Here is a 17871-nt window from a genome sequence, read left to right on the forward strand (position 1 = left end):
AGCGGTTATGCAGCGGGCTCAGGGCCGAGCATGGTCGGCCGGCAGGCGAACCAGCCCGCCACGAGCAGGAGGGCCACCAGGCCGAGGAGCACGAGGAACGGCTCCCGCCACGAGCCCGTCGCGACGTGCAGGACGCCGATGCCCACCGGTCCGACGACCGCGAGCCCGTACCCGACGCCCTGCACCATCCCGGACAGCGCCACGGCGATCGCGGGCGTGCGCGACCGCAGGCCGATGAGCGCGAGCATGATCGGGAACGACCCGGGCCCGATGCCGACCAGCACCATCCACACCGCCGTCCCGTGCGCGGGAGCGAGCATCAGGCCGAGCAGTCCGACCACCCAGCACGCGACGAAGCCGACCACCAGCGGGTACGGGTTGCGCATCCGCGCGGTGAGCACGGGCGAGACGATGGAGGCCGGCAGGCCGAGGATCGCGAAGACCGCCAGCCACCGGCCGCCCACGTCGGCGCCGAGGCCGGCGTCGGCCAGGATCTCCGGCAGCCAGGCGAACAGCACGTAGGTGCAGGTGGTGTTGGCGAAGAACGTCAGCACCAGGGCCCAGGCAAGCCCCGAGCGCCACACGATCCGGCTCTCCTCCGCCCCGGCGCGCTCCAGCGCCGCGGGCCGGTCCGTCCTCGTTCGGGGCTGCGCCCGTCGCACCAGGATGCGCAGGTGCGAGCGCGCCGACACGGACTGCGCGATCACGATGACCCACGGCACGACGGTCGCGAACCCGAGGACCGCCCACATCCCGACCGACACGCGCCAGCCCACGGCCTGCGCCACCGGCAGCGCCACCAGGGGCGGGACCGCCGCGCTGACGGACATCGCCACCGAGTACGCCGCCGTGACCGTCCCGATGCGGTCGGGGAAGTACCGCTTGACCAGCGGCGGGAGCAGGACGTTGCCCATGCCGAGGCCCCCGAGCGCGACCACCGACCACGCCAGGAACGCCGGTGCCCCGTCGGCGAGCGCCCGCAGGAGCTCCCCGCTCATGGAGAGCAGCAGCGCGAGGATCATCGTCGGTTCGAGGCCCAGGCGGCGGGCCAGCGGCGTGGCCAGCGAGCCGAAGACCGCGAACGCCGCCACGGGGATGGTGCCCAGCAGCCCCACCTGCGTCGCGCTGAGCGCGAAGTCCTCGCGAACCACCCCGATGATCGGCGAGACCGCCGCCACCGCGATGCGCAGGTTGAGCCCGACGAGGACGATGCCCGCCAGGACGACGAGCCGGCCGCGCCAGGGCGCGGGCGAGGGGGTCGACGGGGGCACGGGCACCTCTCTGCTCGGCGTCGGCGCGGGCCCACAGATCATCCGTATGGGGGTCTGGCGCCGGCCGACCCGCCAGTGTTGACTGCACCGCATGCCTGGACACGGAGCGTAACCGGATGGCGCGACGGACCGGACTGATCGACACCGCAGTGGACGAGCTCCGCGGCCGGATCGAGTCGGAGCAGTGGCCGGTGGGGTCCCGGATCCCGCCCGAGCCTGCCCTCGTGGACCTGCTCGGCGTCGGCCGCAACACGGTGCGCGAGGCTGTGCAGTCTCTCGTCCACGCGGGCCTGCTCGAGCGCCGCCAGGGCTCGGGCACCTACGTGCTGTCGCGCTCTGAGCTCGCGGTGACCATGGGCCGGCACATCGCCGACGCCCGGCAGCGCGACGTCGTCGAGGTGCGCCGAGCCCTCGAGGTCGAGGCYGGCCGCCTGGCCGCCCGACGCCGCACGGCGGCGGACGCCGCTGGCCTGCTCCGGCGTCGCGACGAGCGCGCGGCCGCCTACCAGGCGGGCGACCTCGACGCGATGGTGGCCACCGACCTCGACCTGCACCGCGCGATCGTCCGCGCGACCGCCAACCCCGTCCTCGTCTCCCTCTACGAGAACCTGCTCGACGCGATCGGCGAGAACATCCGCTTCAACTTCGTCACCGACACCCACGGGCACGACGCCCACGACGCCCTGGTCGAGGCGATCGTCGCCGGCGACGACGGCCGGGCCGCCAGCGAGACCACGCGATACCTGTCCGCGCTGCTGGGCGAGTGAGCGACGGCTGGTAGTGTCGTGCACCGCATCGACCCCCGGGTCGGTGTGCCCGCCCGCGTAGCTCAGTGGATAGAGCGTCTGCCTCCGGAGCAGAAGGTCGAAGGTTCGAGTCCTTTCGCGGGCACACTCACTGCAGCTCGTCAGGCCTCGTCGAGCCGGGAACGCAGCTCGTCATCGAGCACGAGGTCGAGCGCGCCCAACGACTCGTCGAGCTGCGCGACAGTGTGCGCGCCGACGATCGGGATGACGGGCGTCGGCCCACCGAGCAGCCACGCGAGGGCGACCTGGTTCGCCGTGGCGCCGGCGTCGCGCGCGACCTCGTGCAGCACCTCGACCCGACGCCGGCTGCTCGGGTGGTCGGCGCCGCCGAACAGCGACTTGTCGGCGCGCGTGTACGCCCCCTGGTGCAGCGGCGAGTACACGGTCACGGCGAGCGGCGGGCGGCCGTCGACGCCGGTGGACGCGGCGTAGTCGAGCAGGTCGCCGGACACCCAGCCGGACCGGAACGGCGTCGGGCTCGGGTACACGTAGCTGCCCTGCTGCTGGACGAGGCCGTACGGCTCGACACCCAGGCGCGCGGCCGTCTCGCGGGCCTCGACGACGCGCCACGTCGTGACGTTGGAGATGCCCGGCACGCCGATCACCCCGTCGGCCACGAGCTTGCCGAAGGCTCCGACCGTCTCCTCCAGGGCGGTGTCGCGGTCGTCCACGTGCCCGTAGAGGACGTCGATCCGGTCGACGCCCAGGTGTCGCAGGCTCGTCGCGGCCTCGCGGTGGATGGTCTCGGCGCCCAGGCCCTGGAAGTTCGTCGGCGGTGTGTTCGACAGGGGCAGCGCCGGGTCCTTCTTGGCGGCGCCGCACTTCGTCGCGATGCGGACGCGGTCCCGCAGGCCGCGCGACGCCAGCCAGGCGCCGATCACGTCCTCGCTCTCGTGCCCCTGGCCGCCCTCGTCCCAGGCGTTGTAGTTGTTGGCGGTGTCGAGGAACGTGCCGCCCGCATCCACGAAGCGGTCGAGGACGTCGAAGGCGGTCTCGCGCGGGGTGTGCGTGCCGAAGTGCATGGTGCCGAGGCACAGGACGCTGACGTCGGTGGAGCTGGGGCCGGAGCCGATGGTGCGCTGCTGCATGGTGTTCTCCTCGTGGATCTGGTGACAGATCCGACGCTAGGCACGCAGCGGACCGGGAGTACGGTCCATTCCTGTGGCGGACGACCAGACCAATCGATGGGTCGGCGACGCGCTCGTCACCCTCCAGGGCGGCCAGCCGGTCCACGTCGCGCTCGAGCAGGCACTGCGTGCGGCGGTGCGCGAGGGGCGCCTCCTCCCCGGCGACCCGGTGCCGCCGAGCAGGGCACTGGCCCGCGACCTGGGCGTCTCGCGCTGGGTGGTCACGCAGGCGTACGGGAGCCTCGTGGCCGAGGGCGTGCTGGACGCTCGCACGGGCGCGGGCACCCGCGTCGCGTCCACGTCGTGGCCCACCCTCCCGCCGACCCGAGCTTCCGACCAGGAGATCCATCCGCGGCCTGCGTTCGACCTCGGGCCGGGCGTCCCGGACGTGCGCCACCTGCCGCGTGCGGCCTGGGTCTCGGCAGTTCGCACGGCCGTCGCGTCCGCGACCCCTGGCGACCTCGTCGCGCCGGACCCCCGCGGTGTGCCCTCGCTGCGACGGGCGCTCGCCGATCGACTGACCGTGACGCGTGCGGTGCTCGTCCACGCGGACTCCGTCGTCGTGACGCACGGCGCCGCGGACGGGATGACGCGCCTGGCGAGAGCCCTGCGCGCTGCGGGCCACGATGCTCTGCTCGTCGAGGACCCGAGCTGGCCGCGGCTGCGCGACGTCGCCGCTGCCGCCGGCCTGCGCCCCGTGCCGGTGCCGGTCGACGAGGACGGGGTGGACATCGACGCGCTCGTGGCGGCGGCCGAGCGCACCGGCGCTCGCGCCGCGCTGGTGACCCCCTCGCACCAGTTCCCGGTCGGTGCCGCGCTCGCCCCGGCGCGGCGCGAGGCCCTCGTCCGATGGGCCCGCTCCGTCGACGCAGTGATCGTCGAGGACGACTACGACGCCGAGTTCCGCTACGACCGCCGCCCGGTCGCGGCCCTGCGCGCGCTCGCGCCCGACCGCGTCGCCCTGCTGGGCTCGTGGAGCAAGACGCTCGCTCCGGGGCTCGGCGTGGGGTGGCTGGTCCCTCCTGACGACGTCCCCGCCGCGCGCGCGGGGCTCGACGTCGACGCGAGCGCTCCGCCGTCGCTGCACCAGCTCGCCTGCGCGGCACTGCTCGCCGACGGCGCCTATGACCGGCACCTGCGTGCGGCCCGCGCTCGGTACCGGCGCCGCCGGGCGGCGCTGCTCGCCGCGCTGGAGCGATGGCTGCCCGGCCGGCCCGTGACGGGGCTCGCCGCGGGTCTGCACGTCGTGCTGGGGCTGCCGCCCGGAGTCGACGAGGACCGCGTGGCCCGGCTGGCTGCGCGACGCGACGTGCGCGTGGTGCCGGCAGGTCGCTACCGCGTCGGGGCCACGGCCCGCCCCCCGGCGCTCGTCGTCGGGTACGGCAACCTGGTCGACGCGCGGCTGGACGAGGCGGTGGCCCGCGTCGCCGCGGCCGTCGGCGAGGCGGCGTCGTCGGGCGCTCGCGAGCCTGCCGAGTCATAGCCGGTGCCGTCGGTGCGCTGAGAGGATTACCGCGTTGCCGCGGGTGGCGTGGTCCCCCCGGCGCAACGTCGCTACAGTCGCAGGCGGCCCGCCCCGACAGGAAGACACGATGGACTCCACACTGGATCTCGACGGATACCACCCCGGGGCGGAGGACAACCTCCGCGAGTACATCGACCGCCTCGTGGCCGAGGGCTACACGGTCTCGGGCGGCGAGGGGGCGGACCCCGTCCTCATCGACCCGGGCGGCAAGGCGGTCGAGACCTGGCGCGAGGACTACCCCTACGACGAGCTGATGGATCGCGAGGAGTACGAGGAGGCCAAGTACCGCCTGCAGGTCGAGCTGCTCAAGCTGCAGTACTGGGCGGAGGACAACGGCGAGCGCCACATCGTGGTGTTCGAGGGCCGGGACGCGGCCGGCAAGGGCGGCACGATCAAGCGGTTCATGGAACACCTGAACCCGCGTGCGGCACGCGTGGTGGCGCTGACCAAGCCGACCACCACCGAGCAGGGCCAGTGGTACTTCCAGCGGTACGTCCAGCACTTCCCGACCGCCGGCGAGATCGTGCTGTTCGACCGGTCCTGGTACAACCGCGCGGGCGTCGAGCGGGTGATGGGCTTCTGCTCCGACGACGAGTACGCGACGTTCATGAGCCAGGCCCCCGAGTTCGAGCGGCTGATCGTCGCCGACGGCACCCACCTGACCAAGTTCTGGTTCGGGGTCACGCGTCGCGAGCAGCGCACGCGCTTCGCGATCCGGCAGATCGACCCCGTCCGCCGGTGGAAGCTCTCCCCGATGGACCTCGAGTCGCTCGACCGCTGGGAGCAGTACTCCGCGGCGAAGGAGGCGATGTTCGAGGGCACCGACACCGACCCCTCGCCGTGGATCGCGATCCGCAGCAACGACAAGAAGCGCGCCCGGCTCAACGCCATGCGTTACTTCCTCAGCCAGTTCTCCTACGAGGGCAAGGACGAGGCCGTCATCGGCCAGGTCGACCCACTGCTCGTCCAACGCGGCCGTCAGACGGTCGGCGACTGAGAGGCACCCGTGAAGGTTTTCGCGTCGTACAACATCAAGGGCGGCGTGGGAAAGACCTCCACTGCCGTGAACCTCGCCCACCTGGCGGCCCGGGAGGGGCGACGCACGCTGCTGTGGGACCTGGACCCGCAGGGTGCGGCGACCTACATCTTCCGGGTCCGCCCGCGCGTCAAGGGGGGCGGGCACGCGCTCGTCACCGGGAAGCGCCCGATCGAGGACGCGCTCAAGTCGACCGACTTCGACAACCTTGACCTGCTGCCCGCGGACTTCAGCTACCGCAACATGGACCTCGAGCTCGACGACGCCAAGAAGCGCACCCGCAGGCTGCGGCAGCTGGTGACCAGCCTCTCCGACGACTACGACGTCGTGTTCCTCGACTGCCCGCCGAGCATCTCGCTGATGTCCGAGAACGTCCTGCACGCCGCCGACACCCTGCTGGTGCCGCTGATCCCCGCGACGCTGTCGATGCGGACGTTCGAGCAGCTGAAGGGCTTCGTCGCCGAGTCCGAGAAGCCGCGCCCGAACCTTGTCGCCTTCTTCTCGATGGTCGACCGTCGCAAGCGGCTGCACCGCGACGTGATCGACTCGATCTCCCGGGACGGCGCACGCATCGCGAGCACTGAGATCCCGGCCCTGTCGATCGTCGAGCAGATGGCCGAGCGGCGGGCACCCGTGACCGCGTTCGACCCGACGAGCCGCGTCGCGCAGGCCTACGAGAAGCTCTGGGCCGAGGTCCGCAAGGCGTAGGGCGTTCCCGGCCGTCGTCCGGACGTGTCGCAGCAGACATGAGTGCGGCGAACCCGCCGGTGCGGTAGACGTTGGTCCGACAGATCGCCGTCTTTCGGAACAGGTGACTCGATGGCCGCACCCCAGGACACCGCGAGGCGGCGCTGGTCCGACCACGTCCCCCTCGTCGGCGCCCTGCGCGGCTACCAGCGCCCGTGGCTGCGGACGGACATCGCGGCGGGTGTCGCGGTCGCGGCGCTGATCGTGCCGAAGAACCTGGGGTACGCGGGGATCGCGGGCATCCCGCTGCAGAACGGTCTCTACGCCGCGGCGGCCGGGGCGATCCTCTACGCGATCTTCGGGACGAGCCGACAGATCTCGACCGGGCCGAGCTCGGGCCTGGCCGCCGTCGCGGCGAGCGCCGTGCTCACGGCGGGCGTCGTGGGCGACCAGGTCGCGCCGTTCGTCGCGGGGATCACGCTGGTCTCCGGGCTGATCTTCCTGCTGCTGTCCGTGCTGAAGATGGGGTGGATCGCGCAGTTCCTCTCCCGGGCCGTGGTGACGGGCTTCCTCTTCGGTGCCGCCATCGACGTGGTCATCGGGGAGCTGCCCAAGATCACCGGCACGAGCGTCGAGGGGTCGACGCCGCCGCAGGAGCTCGTGTCGTGGCTCGGGACGCTGGGAGACGCCAACAGGGCGACCGTGCTCGTCGGGGCGCTCGCGCTGGTCACCGTCTTCGGCCTGCGCCGCGTCGCCCCGCGGGTGCCCGGCGCCCTGGTCCTGGTGGTGGGCGGCCTGCTCGCGACGTGGCTGCTGGACCTCGGGGCGCGTGGTGTCGCGCTCGTCGGGGACGTCCCGCGCGGCCTGCCGTCGGTGGTCGTGCCGGCCCCGACGCTGCTGCTCGACAACGCCGCGACCGTCGCGCTCGCCTCGGTTGCCCTCGTGATGATCGGGTTCTCGCAGACTGCCGGCGACGCGCGCATGTTCGCCGCACGGCACCGGTACCGCGTCGACATCGACCAGGAGTCCCTTGCCCAGGGTGCCGCGAACGTCGGCGCTGGGCTGCTGCAGGGGATGCCCGTGTCCACCAGCCTGTCGGCGAGCTCGCTCAACGACCGGTCCGGCGCGAGGTCGCCGGTGGCGTCGCTCACGTCCGGCGTGATGGTGCTGCTCACGCTCATCCTCCTCGCGCCGCTGTTCTCGGGGCTGCCCACCGCGGTGCTCGCGGCGATCATCATCGAGGCCGTCGTCATGGGCATGATGGACGTGGCCGGGCTCCGCCGGCTCTTCCGGGTGCAGCGCTTCGACTTCTGGATCGCGATCGCCGCGCTGGTCAGCACGCTCGTGGTCGGGGTGCTGGCCGGCGTGCTCGTCGGCATCGGGCTGTCGCTGCTGTGGCTCATCTCGGTGACCACGCGGCCGTCCCTGCCGCTCATGGCTCGCGAACAGGGCACCCAGGTGTTCCGCGAGCTCGGCGAGTACCCGAACGACCGGCCCGAACCGGGCATCGCGGTCATCCGCATCGACGGCGGGCTCTTCTTCGCCACCGCCGACGCCGTCCAGGACCGGGTGCGCGAGGTCGCCGACGCCCAGCCCGACGCGCGCATGATCGTCATCGACTGCGGGGCCGTCGCGGTGGTCGACGCCCAGGGTGCCGCGGCGCTCCACGAGATCCTCGACCTCGCCCGGGACACCGGCGTCGCCGTCCGGCTGGCGCGCGTGAAGCCGGCGGTCCGGGCGACCCTGCAGCGCGACGGCGTGGTCGAGCGGCTGGGGGCGGAGCGGATCCACGGGAGCGTGCACCGCGCGGTCGAGGCGCACCGCGCGCAGACGCCCGACGTGACCGCCGACTGAAAACCCTCCCGATCTGGTACGCGTTTGACAGCGGCGGAGGGCGTCGGATTCACTGCCGGAGGGCGTCGAGCTGCTCGCACGCTCCCCCACCCGGCCCGTTCACGGCGCGGGTGGCCGTCGGCTCGCTGCCGACGCACCAACGAGAGGTCGACCGATGGACGCGCGCGTGACCCGCACCCAGACTGCCGAGCCCGCCGGGCCGGCCGTCATGTGTGCGCGCCCGGGCGACTGTCGGTCCCGCTCCCAGCACTGACCTGCTGACGGGCCCCCGCGCCCGATCCGTGCCCCTGGCACCCGCACGCCACGCGACACCGTCGTGACCGGCGCGCCCCCGCACCACCCCGTCGGTCGTCGTCGTCACGGCCGAGTGTCCAACCCAGGAGAACCCATGTCTGAGTCCGCCCCCGTCCTGCCCCCGAAGAACCGGGGAAACCGCACCGGCCTCATCGTCGGCGCCGTCGTCGCCGTCCTCGTGATCGTCGGCGCGATCGTGTTCTTCACCACTCGCGGCTCCTCCGACGAGCCCGCCGCCGCCGACGGTTCGACCGCGCCCACCGTGGTCAAGCTCGGGACGACCGACGTGTCGCAGCCGCACTGGGCGATCCTCAAGGACCTCGCCGCGAAGGAGAACATCGACCTCGAGATCGTCGGGTTCTCGGAGTACACGCAGCCGAACCCCGCGCTGACCGAGGGCGAGATCGACCTCAACTCGTTCCAGCACATCCTGTATCTGGCGGACCACAACAACAACACGGGCGACGACCTGCAGCCCATCGGCTCGACGCTGATCGTGCCGCTGCCCCTGTACTCGGACAAGCACAAGGACGTCAGCGAGTTCACCAAGGGTGAGCAGGTGGCGATCCCGAACGACGCCACCAACCAGGCGCGCGCGCTGTTCGTGCTCGAGAGCGCGGGCTTGATCTCCTTCACCGGCGAGCCCAAGGTCCCGACCCCCGACGACGTCGACACCGCGGCGTCGACCGTGGTCGTGCGCCCCGTCGAGGCCTCGCAGACCGCCGGCCTGATCAGCGACCCGGACATCGCGGGCGTCGTCGTCAACAACAACTTCGCGTCCGACGCCGGGTTCGACCTCGACAGCTACGTCTACGCCGACGACCCGTCCTCGGCCGGCGCCCAGCCGTACATCAACGTCATCGCCGCCCGCCCCGAGGACGTCGACAACCCGGTGTACCAGCGGATCGTCGAGCTCTACCACGACCCGTCCGTGACGAAGTCCGTCGTGGAGTCCTCGGGCGGCACCGCGACGATCGTCGAGGGCTACGACGCGGCGAAGCTCCAGCAGGTCCTCAAGGACACCGAGGCGAACCTCAAGGCCGCCGGCTGACCCACCCCTCCCGGGCGGGGGCGTCCCCCCGACGCCCCCGCCCGTCCCCCGAGAGGCTGCGCGTGTCCCCCATCATCGAGTTCCGCGACGTGAGCAAGGTCTTCGACTCCCCGAGCGGCCCCATCCGTGCGGTCGACGGCGTGAGCCTCACCATCGAGGCCGGGGAGATCTTCGGCGTCATCGGGTACTCCGGTGCCGGCAAGAGCACCCTCGTGCGCCTGATCAACGGCCTCGAGCGCGTGACGTCCGGGCAGCTGGTCGTCGACGGCTCCGACGTCGCGACGCTCACCGAGCGCCAGCTGGAGCTCAAGCGTCGCGACATCGGCATGATCTTCCAGCAGTTCAACCTGTTCTCCTCGCGGACCGTCGCCGGCAACGTCGCGTTCCCGCTCAAGGTCGCCGGCTGGCCCAAGGCCGACCGCGACCGGCGCATCGCCGAGCTGCTCGACTTCGTCGGGCTGCTGGACCGCGCGCACTCCTACCCCGACCAGCTGTCCGGCGGACAGAAGCAGCGCGTCGGCATCGCCCGCGCGCTCGCGGCGTCGCCGAAGATCCTGCTGGCCGACGAGTCCACCAGCGCACTCGACCCGCAGACCACCCAGGACGTGCTGCGCCTCCTGCGCAAGGTCAACGCCGAGCTCGGCGTCACCATCGTCGTGATCACGCACGAGCTCGAGGTGGTCCGGGCGATCGCCGACCGCGTCGCGGTGCTGGAGAACGGCCGGGTGGCGGAGCACGGGACGGTGTTCGACATCTTCACCAAGCCGCGGGCGGAGGTCACGCAGCGCTTCGTGTCGACCGTCATCCACGACCGGCCCCGCGGCGCCAACCTGGACCGCCTGCGCCAGGCCCACGACGGCCGCATCGTCACCGCCACCATCGCGGACGGCAGCCGGCTGGGCGCCGTTCTCGCGTCGGCCGGCGCGCTCGGTGTCACGTTCGAGATCGTCTACGGCGGCATCGGCACCCTGCAGGACCAGTCGTTCGGCTCGCTCACGCTCGCGCTGGACGGCCCCGACGACGCCGTCGAGACCATCGTCGGGCGACTGCGTGAGGTCACGACCATCGAGGAGGCGTCATGATGATCGCCACGCTGCCGACAGAGAACGACTTCGACTGGTCCTTCCACGGTCCCAAGCTGGTCCAGGCCCTGGGCGAGACCCTCTACATGGTGTCCGCCACGCTGCTCATCGGCGGCCTGTTCGGCCTCGCCCTGGGCCTCGCGCTCTACACCACGCGGCGCGGCGGGCTGCTGGCAAACCGCGGGGTGTTCGGGATCTCCAACCTGGCGGTGAACGTCTTCCGGCCGATCCCGTTCCTCATCCTGCTCATGGTCATCGCGCCGGTGACCGTGGCGCTCATCGGCACCCGGCTGGGCAGCACCGCCATGATCGTGCCGCTGTCGTTCGCGGCGACGTTCGGCGTCTCCCGGATCGTCGAGCAGAACCTCGTGGCCATCGACCCGGGCGTGATCGAGGCGGCGCGCGCCACCGGTGCGTCGCGCTGGCGCATCGTCCTCACCCTGCTGGTCCCCGAGGCGCTCGGGCCGCTCATCCTCGGCTTCACGTTCGTCTTCGTGGCGATCGTCGACATGTCCGCGCTCGCCGGCACGCTCGACGGCGGCGGCCTCGGCGCGTTCGCGCTCGACTACGGCTACAAGCGCTGGAACTTCGCGGTCGTCTGGATCACCGTGCTCGTCATCATCCTGCTGGTCCAGGTGGCGCAGGCGATCGGCAACCGCCTGTCCCGGCGCGTCCTGCGCCGCTGAGCTGTCGGCTCGTCCGACGAGCCCGCCGTCGATGACACTGACCCCGTGACCCAGGACCTCCGTGCCGTCCGCTGGCCCGTGCGGACCGACCGCCTCGCGCTGCGGCCGGCGACCCCCGACGATCTCGACGCCGTCTGGCAGGTCCGTCGACGCCCGGGCGTCGACGACTGGCTGAGCCACGACGTCGGCGACCGCGACGCCTACGTCGCGCGCCTGCTCGACCCCGACCGCCTCGCCGGGCTGCTCGTGATCGAGCTCGACGGACGCGTGGTCGGCGACCTGTCGCTGCACCTCGAGGACGCCTGGGCGCAGAGCGCCGACGACGAGGACCGCGTGCGGCAGCAGCAGGCGATCCTCGGCTGGGTGCTCGACCCGGAGGTCGGCGGGCGCGGCTACGCCACGGAGGCCGTCGCGGAGCTGCTGAGGATCTGCTTCGAGGACCTCGGGCTGCGGCGGGTGCGGGCCTACTGCTTCGCCGACAACGAGCCGTCGTGGCGCCTGATGGAGCGGCTCGGCATGCGCCGCGAGGAGCACAGCGTCCGCGACTCCCTGCACCGCAGCCGGGGCTGGCTCGACGGGATGGCGTACGCGCTGCTCGCCGACGAGTGGCGGGACCGGCGCGGCCGTACGCCACACGTGTGACGCCGGTCCGTCGCGCCCAGGCGGCGTCTCTACACTTCGCCGGTGTCCCGCTCCCGTGCCTGGCCGTCCCTCGTCGCCGCCCTGGTCCTGCTCGCGCTCGGCTTCGCCGTGGCCCTGGGCGTCGGGGAGGCGCTCGGCCTGCGCCACGAGCCCGCCGACACCCCGCCGGCCGTCTCGTCCGCCGTGGACGTCGCGTCCGTCGTCCCCGCGCCCTCAATCGCCCGGATCGACGTCCCCGCCGGTGAGCGGGTCGAGCTGGCCGCCGCGGCCRTCGCGGACGCCCTGACGGACCGCGGGGCGCCCGCGCCGACGGTCGGCTCGGACGCCACGGAGGGCGCCGACCTCGCCGTGAGCCTCGTGCCCGCGTTCGCCGACTCGCCCGAGGCCTTCCGGCTGAGCCAGGGTGTGGACGGGCGGTACGAGCTGCAGGCCGCCGGACCGGAGGGGGCGGCCGCGGGGCTGTACTCCCTGGCCGACCGGATCCGGTCGGGCGCCGCGCTCGTGGCCGACGGCACCACGCAGGAGCCGCGGCTCGGGCTCCGGCTCACCGACTCGGGCTCGGTGGGCCGCGAGGCGGACCCCGCCGCGTTCGCCGCCGGCGACGACTACTCGCTGAACACCGACGTCGTCGCGGGTGCCGTGCTGCCCGAGGCGCCCTGGGTGGACCAGGAGGCGGTCGCGCGCATCGACGCGCAGTTCCACCAGCTGGTGCAGCACGCGCTCCGGCAGGGCTACAACGGCGTGGTCGTGCCGGGCTTCCTCGAGTACGTGACGTTCAGCGGCGTGGGCGACGGCCATCAGGTCTACCCCGAGGGCGACCCGCACGTCGCCCGCGCGCAGGCGATGGTCGCGGCGTTCGGGCCGGTGTTCCAGTACGCGGCCGACATGGGCATGCACGTCTACCTGCTCACGGACATGCTCGCCGTCTCGCCGCCGCTCGAGGCGTACCTCGAACGGACCGTCGGCGGCCTGGCCGTCGACGACCCCGCGCTGTGGTCGGTGTACCAGGCGGGCCTGTCCGAGCTGTTCGACAGCATGCCGTTCGTCGACGGCCTCATGGTCCGCATCGGTGAGGGCGGTGCCGTCTACCAGGCCGGCTGGGACTACTCGTCGAAGCTCGCGGTGACCTCCGAGACGTCGGTGCAGGCCATGCTGCACGCCCTGCTGGAGACGGCGGCGGCGCACGACCGCGAGATCATCTTCCGCACGTGGACCGTCGGGGTCGGCGCCGTCGGCGACCTGCACACCAACCCGGCGTCGTACGAGACCGTGCTCGGGGGCATCGACGACCCGCACCTGATCGTCTCCACCAAGTACACGATGGGCGACTTCTACAGCCACCTGCCACTCAACCCCACCCTGGAGACCGGCACGCAGCGCCGCATCGTCGAGTTCCAGGCCCGTCGCGAGTTCGAGGGGTTCGGCGCCCTGCCGAACGACCTCGTGGCCGAGGAGGGCCAGGCGCTCCAGCAGTTCCTGGCCGCGAACCCGCACGTCGAGGGAATCTGGAACTGGACGCAGGACGGCGGTCCGCTGCGGGCGGGACCGATGACGCTGTACCTGCGGACCGGCTTCTGGCAGATGTACGACCTCAACACCTACGGGGCCGCGCGGCTGGCGTGGGACCCCGACGCGGCACCGGCGCAGGTGACCGCCGACTGGGTCCGGCAGACGCTGTCGGACGACCCGGCCACCGCCGCGACCCTCACCGACGCCCTGTCGCGCTCCCGCGAGGCGATCACCCGCGGCCTGTACATCCGGCCGTTCGCCGAGCAGAGCGTCAAGGCGCTGGGCCTCGAGCCGCCGCCGATGATGTGGATCTTCGAGTGGGACATCGTCACGGGCGACTCCGCGGCGCTCGACAGCATCTACGCGGTGAGCCGCGACGACCTGGAGTCCGCCATCGCCGACGGACCGGCCGCGGCCGACGTCGCCGCGGGCATGCGCGACCAGGTCGCGGCGACCGCCCCCGGCATGTGGCACTCCCCCGAGCTCTACGAGTCGTTCGTCGGCGCGCTCGACTACGAGACCGACCTGCTGGGCACGCTGTCGGCGTACCGCGCGACCGTGCTGCGGCACGTGCAGTGGCTCGACACCGGCAGCGCGACGGCCTACGACCAGTGGCGGCAGGCGGAGCGGGAGTACCGCGCGGCGCGCGACGAGCACGTCGCGCGCTACGCCGGGAACGTGGACCTGCCGGCGTACAGCTTCACGGCCGCCGACCTCGGCAGCGCCCGGGCAGACCGCGACCCGGCCATGGCGTGGTCGGCGCGCGCCCTGCTGGTCGGCGTCCTGCTCCTGCTCCTGCTCGGCTCCGGGTGGGGGCAGCGCGTGCTGCGCGTGCCGGGGGCGGCGGCCCTGCGGGCGATGTTCGTGGCCGCCACCCGCCCGTGGCGGCTGGCCGCGGTGCCGGCGGCGACTGCCCGGACGGACCGGATCGTCGTGTGGGCGCTGCCGGCGCTGGTGCTCGTGGTGAGCCGGTGCGTCTACACCTGGTTCGCCGCGCCCGCCCACCTCGTCGTGACCCTCGGCGCCTGGCTCGTGCTGGCGCTCGTCCTGCGCCTCGTCGTGGGCAGGCGCGACCCGTTCCACCTCTGGGCGGCCCTCGGCGGCGTGGTCCTGCTGCGGACGGTGATCCTCCTCGTCGCGCTCGCGATCCGCGGGCCGGGGCGCTACTGGTTCGGCTTCTGGACCGACCCCGGGTCGCGGACCGCCTACATCACCGTCGCGTTCGCGGCGTTCGCGTGGCTGTTCGTCGTCGTCGCCGTGGTGCTCCGCCGCGTCTACGGGCTGGGGTCCGGCCGAGCCGCCGGAGCGACCGCCGTCGCCGGGGGTCTCACGCTGGCCGTGATGGCCGGCGGCGTCGCGATCATCGGGCTCGAGCAGGCCCTTACTGTGTGGAACGACCAGATGGCGCTGCTGCCGTGGGGGCTCAGCCGGATCCTGGGCATCACCGTCTACCTCGGCATCCCGCCCGAGCTCCCCGCCGCGCTCGCCGTCGTCGGCCTCGTCGTGGCGGCCGTCGGCGGGGTGCCCGCGCTGCTCGCGCGGCGTCCCGCTCGGACGTCGGCACCCTGACCGCGCGCCGCGGACCACCCGAACCGGTGGTCCGCGGCGAACGGCTCAGACCCCCGCGGTCACCCGCGCGGCGGCGGGCACGGGCAGGCCGAGGTTGTCGCGCAGCGTCGTGCCCGTGTACTCGGTGCGCAGCGAGCCGCGCTCCTGCAGCAGCGGGACGACCTCATCGACGAACTCGTCGAGGCCGGTCGGGACCAGGTGCGAGCCGATGACGAACCCGTCCGAGCCGTCGTTCTGCACGAAGTCGTCGAGCGCGTCCGCCACCTGGGTGGGCGTGCCGACGAAGCTGCCCCGCGTGAACTCCTCGACCACGGTCTGGCGCAGCGACCAGCCGTTCGCCTCGGCCTGGGCGCGCAGCCGCGCCACGGTGGCCGGACGGTCGGCGTGCGTAAGCGCCCGCCCGGCGATGAAGGACGGTGCGTCGAGAGCGGGCTCGACGTCCGGCAGCGGCCCGTCCGGGTCGTAGCCGGACAGGTCGCGGTTCCAGATCTGCTCGAGCAGGATCTGCGCGGTGCGACCGGTGACCTGCTCCTCCTGCACCCACCGGGCCTTCTCCTGCGCCTCGGCCGCCGTCGCACCGAGGACGAACGACGCGCTGGGCAGGATCTTGAGGTCGTCGGGGTTGCGTCCGAACCCCGCGGCGCGGGCCTTGATGTCCTGGTAGTACTCCCGGGCCTCCTCGAACCGGCCGTACGGCGAGAAGATCGCATCGGAGTTCGCCGCCGCGAAGTCGCGCCCCTGCGGCGAGACGCCGGCCTGCAGTATCACCGGGTGCCCCTGCGGCGAGCGCGGCACGCCGAACCGCCCCGACACGTCGAACTGCGACCCGCTGTGCGCGAACTCGCCGGCGCCGGACCGGGCGAAGATGCCCGCGGCCTTGTCGATGACCAGGTCGTCGGCGGCCCACGAGTCCCACAGCTCGCGCACCACCGCGACGGTCTCGGCCGCCCGCTCGTACCGCTGCGACCGGTCGAGGAAGCCGCCCCGGCGGAAGTTCGCGCCCGTGAACGCGTCGAAGCTGGTGACCACGTTCCACGCGGCCCGACCGCCCGAGAGGTGGTCCAGGCTGGCCAGCTGACGGGCCAGCTCGTACGGCTCGTTGAAGGTGGCGTTGATCGTGCCGGCCAGGCCGAGGTGCTCGGTCACGGCCGCGATCGAGGCGAGCACCGTGAACGTGTCGGGGCGGCCGATGATGTCCTGGTCGAACACCTTCCCGTCCCGCTCGCGCAGCGCCAGGCCCTCGGCGAGGAAGAAGAAGTCGAACTTCCCGCGCTCGGCCGTGCGCGCGGTGTGCTCGAACGACGAGAAGTCGATCTGGCTGCCGGACTCCGGCAGGTGCCACAGCGTGTGGTGGTTCACGCCGCCCAGGTAGGCGCCGAAGATGATCTGCTTCTGGGGCTTGCTCATCGCTGTCACTCCCTCTCAGACGGTGGCGAAACGGTTGGGGACCTGCGTCGGCAGGCCCAGCAGGCCGCGCAGGGTGGGTGCGTCGTACGCGGTGCGGGCCAGGTCGCGGCGGCGCAGCTCGGGCAGCACGTCGGCGACCAGCGCGTCGAGGTCGTCCGGCAGGACGGCCGGTCGGAAGCGCACGCCGTCGTACCCGAGCGAGGTCCAGGCCTCCACCAGGTCGGCCACCTCGGCGGCCGAGCCCGTGACGATGCGTGCGTCGGTGGCCCAGCCCCCGGCCCGGGAGTCGAGGCGGGCGAGCCGCTGCGCACCCGACTCGCCGCCGGCGTCCAGCACGACCGCGAGGTCCGCCACCACGCGGAGCGGCTCGCCGGTGCGCCCGACGGCCTCCTGCGCGGTGCGGACCTCGGCGAGGATCGAGGCCGCCGAGGTGTCGTCGTGCGGCGTCACGAACACGACGTCGGCCGAGCGCGCGGCGAGCTCGTAGGGGACTGTCGCGTGCGCCAGGGCGGTCACCACCGGCTGGCCCTGCGGCGGGCGCGGCGTGATCGAGGGGCCACGCACCGAGAACCACGGCGTCTGGACGTCGACGCGGTGCACCTTGTCGCCGTCGATGAAGCGGCGGGTCTCGACGTCGCGGATCTCGGCGTCGTCCTCCCAGCTGTCCCACAGCGCGCGGACGGTGTCGACGACGGCGGCGGCCTCGTCGAACCGCTCGCCGATGAACTCGGTCCCGCGGCCGGCCAGGTAGTCCTCCAGCGTGAGGGTCGGGAAGTCGCGGCGCCCGGTCAGCGACGTCTCGTCGATCAGGCCCGACACCCGCACCTGCCAGCCCGCGCGGCCGCGGCTCGTGTGGTCGAGCGTGGCCAGCGCCTTCGCGACGTGGAACGGCTCGGTGTGGATGGTCGTGACCACGGGGACCAGGCCCACGTGCTGCGTCGCCGGTGCGACCCGTGCCGCGACGAGCTCGGCGTCGAGCCGCACCCGCACCCGGTCGGTGCGCTCGCCTGCGGGATCGTCCCGCGGGTCGGCGGGGACGCCGAAGCTGTCCTCGAACGTCACCAGGTCGACGACGCCCGCCTCGGCACGACGCGTGAGGTCGACCCAGTACGCGCCGTCGGTGAGCGCCTCCGGACGGGCGGCGTCCTCGCGCCACGCGGCCGGGTGCCAGCCGGCGCCCTCGAGCGCGACGGCGACGATGGGGTGGTGGGCACGGTCGCTCGCCATGGAGCACTCCTCGCGACATCGGGGTGGCCCTCGCGGGCCCTGAGACGGCGGTGACGATAGGTCCGCCGCGCCCCGTGCCAAGCCTTGTGCGCCGTCGT

General features: G+C 73.0%; 14 protein-coding genes and 1 tRNA gene. 11 read left to right on the forward strand and 4 right to left on the reverse strand.

The window, feature by feature from the left end; genetic code table 11:
* Window positions 1–5: 5 nt before the first annotated feature.
* Window positions 6–1271: an MFS transporter gene (locus AC1DYZ_RS10275; protein ID WP_477065100.1), complete on the reverse strand. Its 1266-nt coding sequence runs from the start codon at window positions 1269–1271 to the stop codon at window positions 6–8.
* A 116-nt stretch (window positions 1272–1387) separates the two neighbouring features.
* Between AC1DYZ_RS10275 and AC1DYZ_RS10280 the strand changes: the two genes are divergently transcribed.
* On the forward strand, window positions 1388–2038 hold the full coding sequence (locus tag AC1DYZ_RS10280) for a FadR/GntR family transcriptional regulator (RefSeq protein WP_477065101.1): 651 nt from the start codon (window positions 1388–1390) through the stop codon (window positions 2036–2038).
* A gap of 51 nt (window positions 2039–2089) precedes the next feature.
* A tRNA-Arg gene (locus AC1DYZ_RS10285) sits at window positions 2090–2162 on the forward strand.
* Window positions 2163–2178: 16 nt separating this feature from the next.
* On the opposite strand, the gene AC1DYZ_RS10290 is transcribed toward AC1DYZ_RS10285, so the two are convergent.
* On the reverse strand, window positions 2179–3165 hold the full coding sequence (locus tag AC1DYZ_RS10290) for an aldo/keto reductase (protein WP_477065102.1): 987 nt from the start codon (window positions 3163–3165) through the stop codon (window positions 2179–2181).
* Window positions 3166–3238: 73 nt separating this feature from the next.
* On the opposite strand from AC1DYZ_RS10290, the gene pdxR reads away from it, so the two are divergent.
* The 9 genes from pdxR (at window position 3239) to AC1DYZ_RS10335 (ending at window position 15139) form a co-directional block, all read left to right on the forward strand.
* Window positions 3239–4687, forward strand: coding sequence for a MocR-like pyridoxine biosynthesis transcription factor PdxR (gene pdxR, locus AC1DYZ_RS10295; protein WP_477065103.1), 1449 nt, complete (start codon window positions 3239–3241; stop codon window positions 4685–4687).
* Between the two features lie 109 nt (window positions 4688–4796).
* Window positions 4797–5726, forward strand: coding sequence for a polyphosphate kinase 2 (ppk2, locus tag AC1DYZ_RS10300; RefSeq protein WP_477065104.1), 930 nt, complete (start codon window positions 4797–4799; stop codon window positions 5724–5726).
* Window positions 5727–5735: 9 nt separating this feature from the next.
* The gene (locus tag AC1DYZ_RS10305; protein ID WP_477065105.1) at window positions 5736–6473 is read left to right on the forward strand and encodes a ParA family protein; all 738 of its coding nucleotides are present in this window, start codon (window positions 5736–5738) and stop codon (window positions 6471–6473) included.
* Window positions 6474–6584: 111 nt separating this feature from the next.
* Window positions 6585–8306, forward strand: coding sequence for a SulP family inorganic anion transporter (locus AC1DYZ_RS10310; RefSeq protein ID WP_477065106.1), 1722 nt, complete (start codon window positions 6585–6587; stop codon window positions 8304–8306).
* A 388-nt stretch (window positions 8307–8694) separates the two neighbouring features.
* Complete coding sequence (locus tag AC1DYZ_RS10315) at window positions 8695–9651, forward strand: MetQ/NlpA family ABC transporter substrate-binding protein (protein WP_477065107.1); 957 nt, start codon at window positions 8695–8697, stop codon at window positions 9649–9651.
* A 62-nt stretch (window positions 9652–9713) separates the two neighbouring features.
* Window positions 9714–10733 (forward strand): methionine ABC transporter ATP-binding protein, encoded by a 1020-nt coding sequence (locus AC1DYZ_RS10320; protein ID WP_456823322.1) that lies wholly within the window; start codon window positions 9714–9716, stop codon window positions 10731–10733.
* Window positions 10730–11419 carry a methionine ABC transporter permease gene (locus AC1DYZ_RS10325; RefSeq protein ID WP_477065108.1) on the forward strand — a complete coding sequence of 230 codons (690 nt, stop codon included), beginning with the start codon at window positions 10730–10732 and terminating at the stop codon, window positions 11417–11419. The genes AC1DYZ_RS10320 and AC1DYZ_RS10325 overlap by 4 nt, the downstream gene beginning before the upstream one ends.
* Before the next feature lie 45 nt (window positions 11420–11464).
* Entirely contained in the window at window positions 11465–12061 is a 597-nt protein-coding gene (locus tag AC1DYZ_RS10330) for a GNAT family N-acetyltransferase (RefSeq protein ID WP_477065109.1), read from the forward strand.
* A 42-nt stretch (window positions 12062–12103) separates the two neighbouring features.
* Window positions 12104–15139: a hypothetical protein gene (locus tag AC1DYZ_RS10335; protein WP_477065110.1), complete on the forward strand. Its 3036-nt coding sequence runs from the start codon at window positions 12104–12106 to the stop codon at window positions 15137–15139.
* A gap of 45 nt (window positions 15140–15184) precedes the next feature.
* Here AC1DYZ_RS10335 and AC1DYZ_RS10340 read toward each other — a convergent pair whose 3' ends face one another.
* Window positions 15185–16546, reverse strand: coding sequence for an NtaA/DmoA family FMN-dependent monooxygenase (locus AC1DYZ_RS10340; protein ID WP_477065111.1), 1362 nt, complete (start codon window positions 16544–16546; stop codon window positions 15185–15187).
* A 15-nt stretch (window positions 16547–16561) separates the two neighbouring features.
* Window positions 16562–17773 carry an LLM class flavin-dependent oxidoreductase gene (locus tag AC1DYZ_RS10345; RefSeq protein ID WP_477065112.1) on the reverse strand — a complete coding sequence of 404 codons (1212 nt, stop codon included), beginning with the start codon at window positions 17771–17773 and terminating at the stop codon, window positions 16562–16564.
* Between the last annotated feature and the right edge of the window lie 98 nt (window positions 17774–17871).

This window comes from Cellulomonas sp. P1_C4 (genome assembly GCF_056406355.1).

Excerpts from the sequence above, each read along its gene's own strand:
- AC1DYZ_RS10290 (WP_477065102.1), bottom strand. The coding sequence starts at position 3,165 with ATGCAGCAGCGCACCATCGGCTCCGGCCCCAGCTCCACCGACGTCAGC.
- ppk2 (WP_477065104.1), top strand. The coding sequence starts at position 4,797 with ATGGACTCCACACTGGATCTCGACGGATACCACCCCGGGGCGGAGGAC.
- AC1DYZ_RS10310 (WP_477065106.1), top strand. The coding sequence starts at position 6,585 with ATGGCCGCACCCCAGGACACCGCGAGGCGGCGCTGGTCCGACCACGTC.
- AC1DYZ_RS10315 (WP_477065107.1), top strand. The coding sequence starts at position 8,695 with ATGTCTGAGTCCGCCCCCGTCCTGCCCCCGAAGAACCGGGGAAACCGC.
- AC1DYZ_RS10325 (WP_477065108.1), top strand. The coding sequence starts at position 10,730 with ATGATGATCGCCACGCTGCCGACAGAGAACGACTTCGACTGGTCCTTC.
- AC1DYZ_RS10340 (WP_477065111.1), bottom strand. The coding sequence starts at position 16,546 with ATGAGCAAGCCCCAGAAGCAGATCATCTTCGGCGCCTACCTGGGCGGC.
- AC1DYZ_RS10345 (WP_477065112.1), bottom strand. The coding sequence starts at position 17,773 with ATGGCGAGCGACCGTGCCCACCACCCCATCGTCGCCGTCGCGCTCGAG.